Raw genomic sequence first — 15,335 nt, 5'->3', positions numbered from 1 at the left:
ATAGTATACTTGTAAAGATTAAGGCCGAGAGTGGGCTTTTGATTATATGGTGGGAGGATGAAATGTTTTGCCTAAAGGGCTTGTGGTCGCAGCGGTCCATCCAGGGAGCATCGCTGAAGAAATGGAAATTGAGGTTGGGGATCGTGTTCTTGAGGTGAATGAACAAGAGCTCAATGATATCATTGACTTTCAGTTTGGTGTATCTGAAGAAGAATTCCTACTACTTATTGAAAAGCCTGATGGGGAACTATGGGAGCTTGATATTGAGAAGGGATCAGGAGAGTTCTTAGGTTTAGAGGTCGAGACAGTTAGCACTAAGGGTCTAAAGAAATGCTCTAATAATTGCAGCTTTTGTTTCGTAGCTCAAATGCCTGAGGGGATGCGTCCGTCTCTTTACGATAAAGATGATGATTACCGCTTATCTCTTACGCAAGGTAGTTTTATAACTTTGTCCAATCTAAGCGAGGAAGAGGTATCTCGAATCACGTCTTTACATTTAACTCCGATGTATGTTTCTGTGCATGCGTGGAACCCGGAAGAGCGTGTTAAACTCATGAAAAATCCCCAGGCGGGGAAATTGCCTGAGCAGATTCGTCGCTTCGCAGATGCCGGAATAGTGGTACATGCTCAGATAGTATTAATTCCTGAACACAATGATGGAGAGGTTTTGAGAGAAACTGTTGAGAGGTTAGCAGAGCTCTATCCCTCTGTCCAATCAATCGCTGTAGTTCCCGTAGGGTTGACGCGCTATCGTGATAAGCTGACCCCTTTGCGTGGCTTTACAGGTGAAGAAGCAAGTCAGCTGCTAGATCAGGCTGACAAATGGCAAAAGGATTACTTTGCCAAGACCGGACGCCGCATAGTCTATTTTTCCGATGAGTTTTATGTGCTGGCCGGCAGAGAGTTTCCTGAGTCTGCAGTGTATGATGATTTTCCCCAATTAGAAAACGGCGTAGGTATGGCCCGGAAGTTTATCACAGAGATTGAATCCGGGTGGGAATTATTGCCCGCTGAAGTTACTGAACGTAATGTGCATTTGATAACCGGAGCAGCAGCAGAAGAGTTCTTCCGCTCATGGCAAAAACGTTTGATGGAGCAAATTAGGGGCTTGCGAATCGTGGTACATAAGATTGAAAATGAATTTTTTGGATTGACCGTCACTGCTGCAGGACTTCTGACAGCCCGAGATATAGCTCAACAGTTAGGGGATCTGCAAGGGGAAGAGTTTCTGATACCTCGAACAATGCTCAAGGCTGATGAGGACATCTTTCTTGACGATCTAAGTGTCGAGTGGTTAGAACAGCAGGTCAATGGCAAAGCGCGCATTGTTGAAAACAATGGCTTTGCATTTTTGGAAAATGTTATTGGATATTCATTGGAGGTAGAAAGCATTGAGTAAACCTATTGTAGCCATAGTTGGTCGTCCAAATGTCGGAAAGTCTACATTATTTAACCGAATTACGGGCGGACTGGTAGCTATTGTTGAAAATATGCCCGGAGTAACACGAGACCGTCTTTATCGTGATGCGGAATGGCTAGGGAGAAAGTTTGCCTTAATTGATACCGGCGGAATTGAGTTTAAAGATGAGGGAACACCGATTTCTTCGCAGATGAGGCGACAGGCGGAAATTGCCATGGAGGAGGCAGATGTCGTCATATTTGTAGTGGATGCCCAGATCTCTCCAACCCCTGAGGATGATTTGATTGCTCGGACGTTACGCCGTTCGGGTAAGCCTGTTTTGCTGGCGGCGAATAAAGTCGAAGATTTTACGAAGATCGATGGTCAATTATATGACTTTTTAAGTTTAGGGTTGGGAGATGCAATTCCAATCTCTGCGGTTCATGGCATGAACACAGGGGATTTACTTGATTCAGTAATTTGGAATCTTCCAGAAAATAATGACGATGAGTTTGATCCGGATGTCATTCGGATTTCAGTTATCGGACGTCCTAATGTGGGGAAGTCATCCTTGGTCAACAACCTGTTAGGCAAAGAACGAGTAATTGTCAGTAACATCCCCGGAACTACCCGGGATGCCATAGACACTCCTTTTGAACACGAGGGTAAGCATTATATCCTTATAGATACTGCGGGAATGCGGCGCAAATCACGCATAGAAGAGCTGACAGAGCAATATAGTGTTGTACGCTCACTTCGAGCTGTTGATCGCTCAGATGCGATTCTCATGCTTATTGATGCTGTGGATGGAGTTACAGAGCAAGATAAAAAAATTGCCGGCTACGCCGAAGAAGCTGGCAAGGCAATTATTTTAGTCGTCAATAAGTGGGATCTTGTTGAAAAAGATGAAAAGACCATTAATAAATTTGAAAAGTCGATTCGAGAAGAGCTGGGATTTTTACAGTATGCACCAACAATGTTCATCTCCGCAAAAACCGGACAGCGAGTCAACAAAATTTTAGACCTTGTGGATTTTGTGGTGGAGCAAAATTCAACTCGTGTAACTACTGCAACCTTGAATACTTTACTGAGAGAATGGGTGCACCTCAATCCTCCTCCAACGGACAAAGGCAGACGCCTGAAAATCAGATATATAACCCAAGTGGGAGTTAAACCGCCAACCTTTGTTTTCTTTGTAAATGATCCGGAACTAATGCATTTTTCTTATAAACGATATCTGGAGAATCAGATGCGAAAGCACTTTGGATTTGAGGGTACTCCGATCCGAATTGTAGTTCGACAAAAAGATGAAGAAAAGGAGTAGGTCATTTGATGTCGCGTTACCTTATTTTTATCTTGGCGTATTGCTTGGGTGCCATTCCTTTTGCGTATTTAGCAGGCTCGTATAAAGGAATTGACGTACGTCGGCATGGTAGCGGAAATATCGGGACAACAAACGCCTTTCGACTCTTAGGAGTAAAACTGGGCATCATGGTGCTTCTTGGTGATTTTTTGAAAGGTGCTTTATCTGCCTTCCTCGGTTTGTGGGCTTTTGGACCTTGGGGAGGTATTATAGGCGGGTTACTGGCAATGGCAGGTCATAGCTGGAATCCGCTTTTCGGCTTTCGACCCAGTGGAAAAGGGGTTGCCGCCGGATTCGGGATTATTACAGTATTAATGCCAAAAGTCACTTTGATTGCAATCTCAGTCTTTGTCCTGGTGGTCTGGATCACTCGCTATGTTTCCATGGGTTCGGTCACAGGTGCACTTACGGTTCTAATTATGGTCTTCGTGTTTCCCCAACCCTTTGCCTATCGGGTTTTTGCGGTTGTTGCTGTTTTTGCAGTTTTAGTTCTCCATCGAAGTAATTTTAAGCGAGTATTACAAGGAACCGAGCATAAATTTGGAACAAAGAAATAGCGAGGCTCTAAGTTCGAGGCTCGAAAGACTGAACTCAAAGGTATCAGTTTGAACATTAAAGGCGCGATGCTCGATGATTGGGATTCTAGTCAGAGTTCGAATGTTCGATCAAGGTTCGAGGGTTAACGAACTTGGTCGAATCGATTCGAACTACGAACATCGAACCACGAACATCGATTAGGGGGGATTAGATGCCGAAAATTGCTGTTTATGGGGCTGGAAGTTGGGGGAGTGCTTTAGCGGTTTTATTAGCCAAAGCGGGTCATCAGGTTTCGCTTATTGGTCGTCATGCGGATGAAATGGAAGAAATGAAAAGGCAGCGCGAAAATAAGCGATATTTACCCGGTGTTCCGTTGCCTTCAGGGCTGTTGCCGACCACGGATCTCACCTTGCTTAAGGCGGATATGGTTGTTTTTAGCGTGCCCTCTCATGGCGTGCGAGATGCTGCACGCTTGGTACGACCTTACTTGAGTGAAGGGTGTATTGTGGTCAATACTGCTAAAGGGATGGAGGAAGGGACTCATCTTCGCCTTTCTCAAGTGTTAATTGAAGAACTTCCATATAACCCGGTTGCAGTTCTGTCAGGCCCAAGTCATGCGGAAGAAGTGGGCAGGGATATGCCGACAACAGTGGTAGTGGCCTCAGAGGTCGAGACTGCTAAAGCAGTTCAAGATATGATGATGACCCCAAGCTTTAGAGTTTACACTAACCCTGACATTATCGGAGTTGAACTTGGCGGGGCCTTAAAGAACGTCATTGCCTTATGCACCGGGATTGCCGAGGGTTTAGGTTTTGGAGATAATACTAAAGCAGCTCTAATGACTCGGGGATTAGCTGAGATTGCCCGTTTAGGCGTGGCCTTGGGTGGAAATCCCCTGACCTTCGCAGGATTGTCAGGAGTTGGAGATCTCATTGTGACCTGTACCAGTCTCCATAGTCGTAATCGTCGAGCCGGTGTCGCCCTGGGTCAAGGCAAGGCTTTAGATACTGTTCTTAGAGAGGTAGGGATGGTTGTTGAAGGAGTTAGGGCAACTCGAATTGCCCATAACCTGGGTATTGAAAATAACATTCCCATGCCCATTACAGAACAGGCTTATAAAGTCTTGTTTGAAAATGCTGATGCCAAAGTGGCAGTTTCGGACTTAATGCTGCGGGGTAAACGTCATGAACTTGAAGAAGTTTTAGAGATGAATTGGTTAAGTTAAAGTTAAAATAGCATACATATTTTTGTGATTAGGAACATAGACGTAGAAGAGGTTGTTTTAAAAGCCTTTTCTACGTTTTTTGTTATGTAGTCATATTTACCCAAAATGGCCAATATACTTATACTGCTTAATGTGCTAGTCCAGTAATGGGAATCCACGCGCTACTGGGAGGTGGAAGGGGAGATAAGGTGGAGGCCCTTCCCCAAATTTTGGGACAGCATTCAAAAGGGAGGGAAATAATACTAATGGAAAAATTAGACATTTTCAGGGATATCGCGGAGCGAACTGGGGGCGATATCTACCTCGGTGTTGTTGGGCCAGTACGTACGGGAAAGTCCACCTTTATCAAACGATTCATGGACCTCCTAGTTCTACCCAACATCCAAGATGCCTTCGAGCGGGAACGAGCAAAAGATGAACTGCCCCAAAGCGGGACAGGGAGAATGATTACGACAACTGAACCAAAGTTTATTCCATCAGAATCTGTGGAAATCATTGTTAAGGATTCAATTCATATGAATGTCCGCCTGGTGGACTGTGTCGGGTATAGTGTGGAAGGTGCTTTAGGTTACGAATCGGAAGATGGGGAAGAGCCTCGCATGATGAAAACGTCATGGAGCGATGAGCCAATGTCCTTCCAAGATGCTGCTGAAATGGGCACACGAAAGGTTATTTCTGATCATGCTACAATAGGGGTTGTAATAACAACGGATGGATCCATAACGGATATTCCCAGAGAAGCATACCTGGATGCAGAAGAGCGTGTTATCTCTGAGCTGCGTCAATTAGGGAAACCTTTTGTCGTAGTGCTAAATACGACTCGCCCCTATGCAGAAACCACCCTGGAATTATGCCGCTCACTTGAGGAAAACTATGGGTTACCTGTTATTCCAGTCAATTGTCATGATATGACCCAAGAAGATCTGACTCAGATTTTGGAAGAAGTACTTTATGAATTCCCTGTGGCAGAAGTAAATATCGACCTTCCAAAGTGGGTTGAAGAACTTGAACCCTCTCACGGAGTCCGTGCAGCTTTCGAGGATTCTGTTCGCAAAGCAATCGACGGTGTAAGACGTCTGCGTGATATTGATCAGGCTTTAGATGCCTTGACAGAATGCCAATATGCTCAAGATGTTCTTCTTAAAGAGATGAACCTGGGCAATGGAGTCGCCAATGTGGAAATTACGGCTGTTGATGGGCTATTTAAGACAGTTCTGCAAGATCTTACAGGAATTGAGATCGAAGGGGATCATTCTCTGTTGCGCTTGGTCTTAGACTATAGTAAAGGCAAGAAAGAATGGGATAAATTATCGGAAGCAATAAAAGAGGTTCGTGTCAACGGTTATGGTGTAGTCACACCTCAACTTGAAGAAATGTTCCTTGATGAGCCAGAACTGGTTAAGCAAGGAGGACATTATGGAATTAAACTTAAGGCAAGTGCTCCGTCGCTCCATATTATTAGAGCAGATGTAACTACTGAAATTACCCCTTTGATTGGTACAGAGAAACAAGCTGAAGAACTCGTAAAGTATATGCTGGACGAATTTGAAAGTGATCCTAAGAAGGTTTGGGAATCCAACATTTTCGGCAAGTCTCTTCACGACTTAGTTCGGGAGGGAATTCAGAACAAGCTTTATAAAATGCCGGAAAATGCTCAGAACAAGCTTCAAGATACTTTGCAAAGAATAGTTAACGATGGCAGCGGTGGTCTGATTTGTATTATTATTTAAACGGATCTAAAATGTTCAATGTCTAAATAAAGTTAAACTAATAGAACGTTTGAAGCGCGGTTTAGAAAAGCTGCAAATCGAACGTTCTTTTAGTTTTAATGAAAAAATATTTAGAATTATATAACAATAGCCTTTGGAAAGAGGTATAATTAGTTATGTTTTTAATAAGGGGGCAGATGTTTTGAATAAGCAAATTAATGCAATGTACTTTAGTCCCACAGATACTACTAAAAAGATTGTATCTGGTATTGCCGAAAAAATCTCTGAAAACCTTGACGATGGAAGAGGGATTAAATCTATTGATTTTACTTTACCTGAACCAAGGAAACAATTAATCTCTTTTACACAAGAAGATATAGTTGTCTTAGGAGTTCCGGTCTATGCCGGAAGAGTTCCCAATGTACTCTTAAAATATTTGAACACTATTAAAGGTAATGGTGCCTTAGCGGTTCCTGTAGTTGTTTATGGAAACAGAAATTATGACGATGCCTTAATTGAACTGAAAGATATTCTTGAACTAAACGGCTTTAAACCCATTGCCGGTGCGGCATTTATCGGGGAACACTCATTTTCAAGAACCCTTGCCAAAGATAGACCTGATGATAGAGATTTGGTAATAGTAAAGGAATTTTCCAGACAAATATATAAAAAAATAACCACTCTAGATAATTTTCAAGCATTAGTTGTAAAGGGAAACCCAGACTACAAAAGCTATTATATGCCAAAAGATAAAGAGGGGCGGCCAGTAGATATAAGAAAGGTTACCCCGAAAACTAACAGTGATTGCACTAATTGTAAGCTTTGTGTGCAAATATGTCCGATGGGTTCTATTGATCAAGAGGATGTCTCTAAATTGAACGGTATTTGTATCAAATGTGGAGCATGCATTAAAAAGTGTCCTTTTCAAGCAAAGTATTATGACAGTGAAGACTATTTAAGACATAAATACGAATTAGAGGTTGAATTTGCCTCAAGAAAAGAACCGGCATTATTTATATAAAGGGAAAATTAATTTTGGTTTTTAAAGCAATAGAATAATCGGATGGCGAGAGGAGTTTTCTAGAGTAGCTTTGACTTTCGGATTGATTTTAAAAAGTAAAGGTTGGGAGCATTTAAGGGCTCAATAAGGGCGTATGGAGATCAAATCCCATAGGCTCTATTATTTTAGGCATTAATTTGGGCAGTGTCAATTTTGAGATCTTGATGGAGTGATGGTAAGTTCGAGCTTGGCAAAGAATTAGGGGGAGTAAATTATTTCCACACTAGTGACAAGGGGATATTTGTGGGCTACCCCTTGTCACTAGCCATCAGTAGTGAGAACACTGGTACAGTTGCTAAATCAAGAGTTAGAATATATGTAAACCTAATCGTATAGATATGGTTGACAATATAAATTGATAACATTATACTTATTGCAATATCACCTTGCTTATAAATATACTATCTAAAGTGATAGGGGATTTGCGACAGGAAGTTTTCTGTCCTAAGTCCCCTATCACGTTTGGGAAAGCCTCGAGGAGAAGGCCGTTATGGAACTAATTTAATCTTAATTCGAAAGAAAAATGAAACTAGACGAGAAAGAACGAGAAAGAGGGATTAAAGAGATGGTTAAAACTAATAGTCCTATTCGGCGAATGGTTTACGCTGCTATGTTTGGAGCTTTGACAGCAATCGGCGCATTAATAGTCATACCCTTGCAACCTCTGCCCATTACACTGCAAACTCTTTTTACGGGTTTGGCGGGGATAGTTTTGGGTGGATATACAGGTGCATTGAGCCAGATTGTCTACGTACTTTTGGGTATTATCGGATTACCTGTCTTTGCCGGTGGAAAAGCTGGTCTTGGAACACTATTGGGGCCTTCAGGTGGTTATCTTATAGGCTTTATTGTGGGCGCATTCATCATCGGCAAACTTGTAGAATTCAAAAAGGAACCGGGTATTGCCTGGACGGGATTTTCTCTGGTTGTGGGCAATTTAGTGATCTATGCTTTTGGGGTTACCCAGCTTGCGTTAGTGGCGCACTTATCTATAGCCAAGGCCCTGATGGTAGGAGTAGTACCCTTTATTATTGGTGACTTGCTCAAGTTAATTGCCACAGTTCTAATTGCCTCTAAATTACGAAAAGTTATTAAACGTTAGGGAATTGTTAGGACATGAAAAATTTGATTAGGGTTCATAACCTGACCCACGCTTATGAAAAAAGTCGACAACCTGCTCTCAAAGAGATAAATCTACTAATAGATCAAGGTGAATACATAGCCATTATCGGCCCCAACGGCTGTGGCAAGACTACTCTCATAAGGCATTTCAATGCCTTGTTGATTCCAACATCCGGCGAGGTACAAGTTGATGAGTTCCCTACCAATGACCCGAAACGCCTTTTAGAAATACGGCGCCGTGTAGGTATGGCCTTTCAAAATGCTGATAATCAAATTGTTGGAATGAGCGTTGAGGAAGACGTTGCCTTCGGGCCGGGTAACCTCGGTCTACCAACTCAAGAAGTGCGCAGACGAGTTGATCAGGCACTTGCTATAGTAGGCCTGACTGCAATGCGAAGTCACTCTCCCCATAGTCTTTCCGGAGGACAGAAACATCTTCTGGCGTTGGCAGGTCTGCTGGCTATGGAACCTAAAGTTATTGTACTCGATGAGCCCACTGCTTCTCTGGATCCAGAAGCCAGAACAATGGTTTTAAAATTATTACGGGAGTTAAATAGCCGAGGGATTTGTATCGTTCACGTCACCCACAGTATGGAAGAGGCAGCTCTCGCCGAGCGAGTGCTGGTGATGGATAAGGGTGAATTGGTTGCCGATGGAAGTCCTGATCAGATATTGAACCGAGTGTCTTGGCTTAAGTCCCTGGGCCTGGCTCCCCCTATTATTACTGAGTTGATGTGGCGGCTCCAAGAAAACGGTTTAAACGTGAGTTCAAGTGTCTTTACAATTGACGCTGCGATTGAAGAAATAACTTCCTTACTAGAACAGCTTAGGGGCTCAAGCCAGGCATCTTTAACCCGGGAGGGGGATGAAAATGCTTAGGCCAGGATACGCATATCGGGAATCACCTGTGCACGATCGAGATCCTCGGGTTAAACTCATAGCAGTTATAGCATTAAGCATAATAATATTTAAAGTGAATTTTTTTGGCCTCCTAGTAGTCAGTATGATTACCCTAGTTATCTCGTTACTTGGCCGTTTATCCCTTAGGTCAGTTCTAAAAACTGTTTATCCTGTACTCCCCTTCTTTATCCTGCTATTCTTGATGTATATCTTCTTTACTCCAGGTCGTCCCATACCACCTTTTCCTATAGGACTACTACAGATAAGTTACGAGGGTTTAAACCTGGGGATTTTACAGATTTGGAAGTTTCTTTTGTTAGTTGTGGCAGCAGCTATTTTGACCATGACTACCAGCCAATCTGGGATTACTATGGGTTTGGAACGACTGTTAAGACCTGTAAGAATTGTAGGAATATCATCTCATGATATTGCCATGCTGATATCACTTGCCTTAAGGTTTATGCCAACGTTGCTGGATGAAATGAACAGTATTAGTCAAGCTCAGTTAAGTCGAGGAGCTAATTTTAACCCTCGTCGATTAAGCGGAAAAATTAGGGCAATTGGTTATCTAGCAATCCCTCTGGCGGTCAACGTCTTCCGCCGTTGTGATGAGTTAGTGGATGCCATGGAAGCTCGAGGATATCAGCCTGGTCACCGTACCTACCTGCACGAGCTGGCCTTATCTCTCTTAGACTATTGGTTAATAGTAGGGATTATTGCGGCATTGGTTTTAGTGGTAATAGTATAATGAACGGTTACTATTTAGTATAATGATCAGTAGCTATTTGACTCACAAGTTTGGAAATCAACCCCTCGAGTTAAATGTCCATTTATTATTGCAAAGCTCACGCAAATTAGAATATAATATCTATGACATAACAAAAAAGGATTGTGGGAATAGATAGGAGAGATTAGGTGGCTGGCAAGACAAATGAGTTTCTTATTGTCAGTAAAAGTATTTTGCCGGAAGCCATTTTAAAGACTGCACAGGTGAAAGAACTCCTTGTAAAAGGAGATGCCAATACTATTAACGATGCTGTTGAACGTGTGGGGCTTAGTCGAAGTGCTTTCTATAAATATAAGGATGGCGTATTCCCCTTTTATGAGGCTAGCCGCGAAAGAATTATTACTATTTCCTTAATTCTGGAGGATAAAGCAGGAGTGCTTTCTCATGTACTTAACTTCATTGCCTCTGTAAAGGGCAATGTTCTGACGATTAATCAGGGAATTCCTCTGCAAGGTGTTGCCAATGTCTCAATTTCTATAGAAACTGCAGGTTTGGCAGATACTCCAGAAAACCTTTTAGCTGGGTTGGGGGAAATTGTTGGAGTGAGAAAAATTGAGGTAATCGGGCAGACTTAAGGGTTGTTTATCTGTGTTCAGAAAACTAATGAATTGCCATCTTTAAAAAGGGAGATTTAGTAGGGCTTGCCAGAGGCCGATGGATTCGGCATGGTTATATATAATAGTAAGGAAGCTTTTTGTCCAAACCGAGAGGGCAAATGGTGCACCGGTGCACCATTTGATTTACTCTATGTGCACGGTTTTTACGTCAAAGGCTTTTTTCCATGCACATATTTATTAAGACACTAACCGTAAAACCTTGCAAAGTCTAAACTTTGCGATAATTAGCAAGCCCTAAGTAAACTTTAGAAACTTAAATAATTATTAAAAAAAACTAGCCTTAATATAATGGAAGTTCGAGTTTAATAAGTAGTTTGTAAAAAACATCCTTCATTCTGGATGTTTTTTATTTAATCAAAAAAATTCTGGAGGTTCGCCTTTGTTGCTGCAAACTGGCATAGTTATATAGATGGCATGAATGTTGCGAACGGTATATTTGAAATATGTTTTAATATAAACGCTTTATGTGTGGTAGGCGGAGGTGAAAAGGAGAAGTAGTCATGCGCAAGGCTTAATAACAGAACCCAAGAGAAGGCATGACGGCCTTTATTGGGAAAACGCAGAACAAATTTTAACTAACCAACCATACATTCCAGAGATTAAGTTAGGGGAGGTTATAAAATTAGAGAAAATAATTAAGTAATCGGGCAATATAGGGTAAACTTAGGGGTTGCGATTTTAGTTCTAATATGGTATCCTATAAAAGCCTTCGAAAGAGGGTTGTAAGTCGGGGCGTGGCTCAGCTTGGTAGAGCGCTACCTTGGGGTGGTAGAGGTCGCACGTTCAAATCGTGTCGCTCCGACCAAATTAGATATATCAAGGGTTTGATGCGATTCATTACTTCTTTTTCGGAAGATGGTCGCAGACTTACACGTTTTTAAATAGTTAGACCACTTAACAGGAGTACTACTACTCTAGATGGGAAGTGGTCTTTTTGTTGTTCAAATTTGCGGTTAAGGATTTTATTGATGACAGGGAATTTAAAAATTTATCTCCGAAAACAATCGAGGGATACAAATTGGGTTTGCGAAAGTTTCAAGACTTTTTGACGGATGAAGAAATAGTTGATGTAGAGGAAGTTACAGCAGGAGTTGTTAAACGGTATCTTTTAGACCTAAAAAACAATCGCAGTAATAACCCAACAAGTCTTAATACAAAGCTTAAAAACTTAAAAGCATTTTTCAACTATTTAGTTCAAGAGGAAATTATTGAAGAAAAAGGCAACCCCACTAAAAAGGTAGAGTATGTTAAAGAGGATATTAAAATTGAGGTTTTTACAGATAGCCAAATTAAGCAGATGATAACCTATTTTCAAAGGACTATGTCGAGAGACAAGACTTTTTTTGCCTACAGGGATTATGCAATTATTGTAACTCTGTTAGGTACTGGTATGCGACTGGGGGAAATTTGCAACTTACAGTGGAGGCACGTTGACTTTGAAAACCTTACAATAACAACCTATGGCAAAAAAAGAGAGTATTCATCAGTGCCTATTACCGACAAATTAAAGAAGGAGTTAAGAGAGTTTAAGATTTATCAAACTAAATGTTTCGGTAAAGAAACAGAATATGTATTTACAAATCAAACTGGAGGTAGGCTTAGCGAAAATGCGGTGCAAAATGTGTTTAAACGATTAAAGACTATCATGAACTTCAAGGGAGTCAGGGTATCTGCCCATACATTTAGGCACACCTTTGCCCACAGATGTTTAATGGCAGGAATGGACGTGTTTACTCTCCAACGAATGTTAAGACATTCAAAAATAGACATGACACAGAGGTATTTAGCTCTTTGGGGGACTGCTTTAAAAGAGCAGAATGACAAGTTTAACCCCTTGAACAATTTAAATATCTGAATAACAGAAAGATGTGTTAATAAATGGAAACAGGGATATTTATCTTTTAAAATGGATGTTAGATGTTAGATTAGAGGGGACAAGATCTGTTGCCCCAATTTCGTCTTATACATCCAAGAATTTGCTTCCTTCACATGTTAAAATTGAAGCAGGGCAAGGAGGTCTGGTTAGGGATTGTCTAGTAAAATTAGAACAATCTATTAGAATGGCAGAAAACTCATTAAAGCAAAAGATCGGTAGTGTGAGTGCTGAAATTAAAGATAAGCTTATCGATTCTTTTAATGATATTACTGGGCAAAAAGAATAAACTGTCTTCTTTGTAACATCCCGATTGATACTGTAGTTAAACGCCTTAGAACGTCCTTTATGAGCGTCTGAAGGCGTTTTTTATATCTATACAGATAATTGAGATAAGAGTTGTCATGCAACCGTAAATTAACTAGCAAACTTAACAAACGAAGGCAACCTCAAATGTCCTGCCTTGGTTAAAGCTCTATACTTAACATTGCACTTCAATGCCTCATTTCCCTTTGCAAAGTAAACATAATCATCAACTTCTTCACACCCTACCATTTTAGCAAATTCATAGACAAACTTTCGAGCATCGGCGGGAACACCAAGTTCCATAACACCTGCTGACTTACCGTCAGGAAATCGTAGTAACCAACCAAATTCAGACTTCCTAGACCCAACAATTTCTACCGTTGAATATTGGTAGTTTATAACTTTTAGCCAATTGCTTGACCTCTTACCAACTTCGTAGTTTGAGTCCTTCTTCTTTAGGACGATTCCTTCAAGTTGTTGTTGCATAACTAAATCAAAGAGTGCTTTCCCATTACCGTTGATAGGCAAGACTTTAGTGATAAACGGTAAATCCTTGGGCAGTATCTCATCAAGAATCTCCTTTCGCTCCATAAGGGGTAGATGGCTTACTTTTTTACCCTTACTATAAAGCACATCAAACGCACAGAATGTCACTGGCTTAGACCTAGATATCATTGGTATACGCCTAGAATTAGTAACCTGAAACCGACTCATCAATTCTTCAAAATCAGGCTTACCATCCTTATCGGAGATAATAATTTCACCATCGAGAATTGTTCCTTTAGGAATCTGACCTGTAACTAGTTCTGGGAAACGCTCTGTTACTTCATTTTTATGTCGAGTATAAAAATTGACCCCACTCATAGTAGAGTAGAGAAACCGTATCCCATCTAATTTCAACTCACTAAGCCATTCATCGTCATCAAATGGGGTATCCACTTTGTGAAGAAGCATCGGGCTAATAAACATATATTCCACCTCTACTGCAAGTCTAACATGGGAAAAGCTTACAGTCAGGTGGGAAGTGTTGGATAGAATAATGAGTTAGTATTTTATCTATGTCATAATAGATTTTCCTATATTTGGAGAGTTCAACCTTCTTTACACAGAACGTAAGCACCTATATAATAGGAACATACGTTCTGTTATGAGGTGGTGCTATGAGCAAACGAATAATATTCCATGTGGACGTTAATTCTGCATACTTATCATGGGAAGCTGTTCATAGACTTCAGCATGGTAATCCACTTGACCTAAGGACTGTACCATCAGTTGTAGGTGGTAACCCTGAAACACGTCATGGGATTGTTTTGACAAAATCGATTCCTGCTAAGAAATTAAATATACAAACAGGGGAAACAATCCACTCTGCTTACGCCAAATGTCCTGAGTTGGTTATAGTACCACCAAACTATGGATTATATATGCAGTGTAGCAAAGCTTTTGGTGATATCCTACGTGAATATTCGCCTTTAATTGAGCAGTATAGTATCGATGAATATTTTGTGGACTTCACCAACATGGAACGCCTATATAAAGACCCAGTAGAAACGGCATACTTGATAAAAGATCGAATAAAAAATGAGTTAGGTTTTACGGTCAATATCGGAGTTAGTACGAATAAAATTCTTGCTAAGATGGCATCTGAGCTAAAGAAACCAGATAAGGTTCACACAATTTTCCCAGAAGAGATTGCAGAGAAAATGTGGGTTCTGCCCATAGAGGAACTTTTTATGGTTGGGCGGGCAACCGCAAAGAAGTTGAAAAGCAGGGCAATCAATACGATTGGAGATCTGGCTAATTATGACCCTAAGTTAATCAAACTATTTTTGAAGAGTCACGGTATGCTAGTTTGGAATTATGCCAATGGGTACGAGGCAAGTCCAGTTCGTGAGAATCGCCGACCACTAATAAAAGGCATGGGGAACTCCACAACAATTGCTTTTGATGTAGAGGATAGAAGGACTGCACATTTGGTTTTGTTGTCATTGACGGAGACTGTAGCCACAAGGTTAAGACAATCAGGTTATTGTGCTAGATTGGTATCTGTTTCTTTAAGAACAAATGAGTTTTATAATTGCTCTCATCAGCGAAAGATCTTCTCTGCAATTGATTGCACTAACGCTATTCATGAGATTGCTTGTGAATTGTTCGATGAGCTTTGGAAAGGTCAACCTGTTAGACATCTTGGAGTAAGAGTTTCAGAGTTATGTCAAAACGACTTTCAACAGATATCATTATTTGAGAAGGACTATGAGAAGCAGAGAAAAGTTGATCGAGCAGTAGACTCAATTCGTGAGAGGTTTGGAAATGGTTCTGTTTTCAGGTCATCTTTTCTTAATAGTGGGGTGCGATTTAGTAGTGGAGGGACAATGGATGATGAAGAATATCCGATGATGTCAAGTATATTGTAGTCAATAACTGAGAAATTGCTTAA

Annotated in this window: 14 protein-coding genes and 1 tRNA gene; 14 read left to right on the top strand and 1 reads right to left on the bottom strand. The window is 41.0% G+C overall.

Going from position 1 to position 15,335, the window contains the following annotated elements; all coding sequences use genetic code 11:
• The first annotated feature begins 67 nt into the window (after positions 1 to 67).
• The 13 genes from BLS16_RS09505 (at position 68) to BLS16_RS09445 (ending at position 12,881) form a co-directional block, all read left to right on the top strand.
• Positions 68 to 1,399, top strand: a complete 1,332-nt coding sequence (locus tag BLS16_RS09505) for a DUF512 domain-containing protein (protein ID WP_092332672.1) — start codon at positions 68 to 70, stop codon at positions 1,397 to 1,399.
• Positions 1,392 to 2,723, top strand: a complete 1,332-nt coding sequence (der, locus tag BLS16_RS09500; RefSeq protein ID WP_092332670.1) for a ribosome biogenesis GTPase Der — start codon at positions 1,392 to 1,394, stop codon at positions 2,721 to 2,723. Before BLS16_RS09505 ends, der begins: the two co-directional genes overlap by 8 nt.
• A gap of 8 nt (positions 2,724 to 2,731) precedes the next feature.
• On the top strand, positions 2,732 to 3,319 hold the full coding sequence (gene plsY, locus BLS16_RS09495; RefSeq protein WP_092332668.1) for a glycerol-3-phosphate 1-O-acyltransferase PlsY: 588 nt from the start codon (positions 2,732 to 2,734) through the stop codon (positions 3,317 to 3,319).
• Between the two features lie 191 nt (positions 3,320 to 3,510).
• On the top strand, positions 3,511 to 4,524 hold the full coding sequence (locus tag BLS16_RS09490; RefSeq protein ID WP_092332666.1) for an NAD(P)H-dependent glycerol-3-phosphate dehydrogenase: 1,014 nt from the start codon (positions 3,511 to 3,513) through the stop codon (positions 4,522 to 4,524).
• Positions 4,525 to 4,769: 245 nt separating this feature from the next.
• A complete protein-coding gene (gene spoIVA / locus BLS16_RS09485; protein WP_092332877.1) occupies positions 4,770 to 6,254 on the top strand; it encodes a stage IV sporulation protein A in 1,485 nt (494 codons plus the stop codon).
• Between the two features lie 181 nt (positions 6,255 to 6,435).
• The gene (locus BLS16_RS09480; RefSeq protein ID WP_092332664.1) at positions 6,436 to 7,254 is read left to right on the top strand and encodes an EFR1 family ferrodoxin; all 819 of its coding nucleotides are present in this window, start codon (positions 6,436 to 6,438) and stop codon (positions 7,252 to 7,254) included.
• 562 nt (positions 7,255 to 7,816) lie between these two features.
• Entirely contained in the window at positions 7,817 to 8,395 is a 579-nt protein-coding gene (locus BLS16_RS09475) for a biotin transporter BioY (protein ID WP_242876247.1), read from the top strand.
• A gap of 14 nt (positions 8,396 to 8,409) precedes the next feature.
• Entirely contained in the window at positions 8,410 to 9,294 is an 885-nt protein-coding gene (locus tag BLS16_RS09470; RefSeq protein WP_092332662.1) for an energy-coupling factor transporter ATPase, read from the top strand.
• Positions 9,287 to 10,063, top strand: a complete 777-nt coding sequence (locus BLS16_RS09465; RefSeq protein WP_092332660.1) for an energy-coupling factor transporter transmembrane component T family protein — start codon at positions 9,287 to 9,289, stop codon at positions 10,061 to 10,063. The genes BLS16_RS09470 and BLS16_RS09465 overlap by 8 nt, the downstream gene beginning before the upstream one ends.
• A gap of 167 nt (positions 10,064 to 10,230) precedes the next feature.
• A complete protein-coding gene (locus BLS16_RS09460; RefSeq protein ID WP_092332658.1) occupies positions 10,231 to 10,677 on the top strand; it encodes an ACT domain-containing protein in 447 nt (148 codons plus the stop codon).
• Positions 10,678 to 11,447: 770 nt separating this feature from the next.
• Positions 11,448 to 11,524, top strand: a tRNA-Pro gene (locus BLS16_RS09455).
• A 129-nt stretch (positions 11,525 to 11,653) separates the two neighbouring features.
• Positions 11,654 to 12,574: a tyrosine-type recombinase/integrase gene (locus BLS16_RS09450; RefSeq protein WP_092332656.1), complete on the top strand. Its 921-nt coding sequence runs from the start codon at positions 11,654 to 11,656 to the stop codon at positions 12,572 to 12,574.
• Between the two features lie 55 nt (positions 12,575 to 12,629).
• A complete protein-coding gene (locus BLS16_RS09445; protein ID WP_176786119.1) occupies positions 12,630 to 12,881 on the top strand; it encodes a type II toxin-antitoxin system PemK/MazF family toxin in 252 nt (83 codons plus the stop codon).
• A gap of 128 nt (positions 12,882 to 13,009) precedes the next feature.
• Here BLS16_RS09445 and BLS16_RS09440 read toward each other — a convergent pair whose 3' ends face one another.
• Complete coding sequence (locus BLS16_RS09440) at positions 13,010 to 13,867, bottom strand: ATP-dependent DNA ligase (RefSeq protein ID WP_092332652.1); 858 nt, start codon at positions 13,865 to 13,867, stop codon at positions 13,010 to 13,012.
• Positions 13,868 to 14,058: 191 nt separating this feature from the next.
• Here BLS16_RS09440 and BLS16_RS09435 point away from each other — a divergent pair, with 191 nt between their 5' ends.
• Positions 14,059 to 15,312 (top strand): DNA polymerase Y family protein, encoded by a 1,254-nt coding sequence (locus BLS16_RS09435; protein WP_092332650.1) that lies wholly within the window; start codon positions 14,059 to 14,061, stop codon positions 15,310 to 15,312.
• The last annotated feature ends 23 nt before the right edge of the window (positions 15,313 to 15,335 follow it).

Source organism: Desulfosporosinus hippei DSM 8344 (genome assembly GCF_900100785.1).
In the GTDB taxonomy this organism is placed as follows: Bacteria; Bacillota; Desulfitobacteriia; order Desulfitobacteriales; family Desulfitobacteriaceae; genus Desulfosporosinus; species Desulfosporosinus hippei.
The sequence above is the reverse complement of the archived record's forward strand: the minus strand, read 5'-3'. Positions and strand labels throughout refer to the sequence as shown.

Excerpts from the sequence above, each read along its gene's own strand:
- plsY (WP_092332668.1), top strand. The coding sequence starts at position 2,732 with ATGTCGCGTTACCTTATTTTTATCTTGGCGTATTGCTTGGGTGCCATT.
- BLS16_RS09490 (WP_092332666.1), top strand. The coding sequence starts at position 3,511 with ATGCCGAAAATTGCTGTTTATGGGGCTGGAAGTTGGGGGAGTGCTTTA.
- spoIVA (WP_092332877.1), top strand. The coding sequence starts at position 4,770 with ATGGAAAAATTAGACATTTTCAGGGATATCGCGGAGCGAACTGGGGGC.
- BLS16_RS09475 (WP_242876247.1), top strand. The coding sequence starts at position 7,817 with ATGAAACTAGACGAGAAAGAACGAGAAAGAGGGATTAAAGAGATGGTT.
- BLS16_RS09470 (WP_092332662.1), top strand. The coding sequence starts at position 8,410 with ATGAAAAATTTGATTAGGGTTCATAACCTGACCCACGCTTATGAAAAA.
- BLS16_RS09465 (WP_092332660.1), top strand. The coding sequence starts at position 9,287 with ATGCTTAGGCCAGGATACGCATATCGGGAATCACCTGTGCACGATCGA.
- BLS16_RS09445 (WP_176786119.1), top strand. The coding sequence starts at position 12,630 with ATGTTAGATGTTAGATTAGAGGGGACAAGATCTGTTGCCCCAATTTCG.
- BLS16_RS09440 (WP_092332652.1), bottom strand. The coding sequence starts at position 13,867 with ATGTTTATTAGCCCGATGCTTCTTCACAAAGTGGATACCCCATTTGAT.
- BLS16_RS09435 (WP_092332650.1), top strand. The coding sequence starts at position 14,059 with ATGAGCAAACGAATAATATTCCATGTGGACGTTAATTCTGCATACTTA.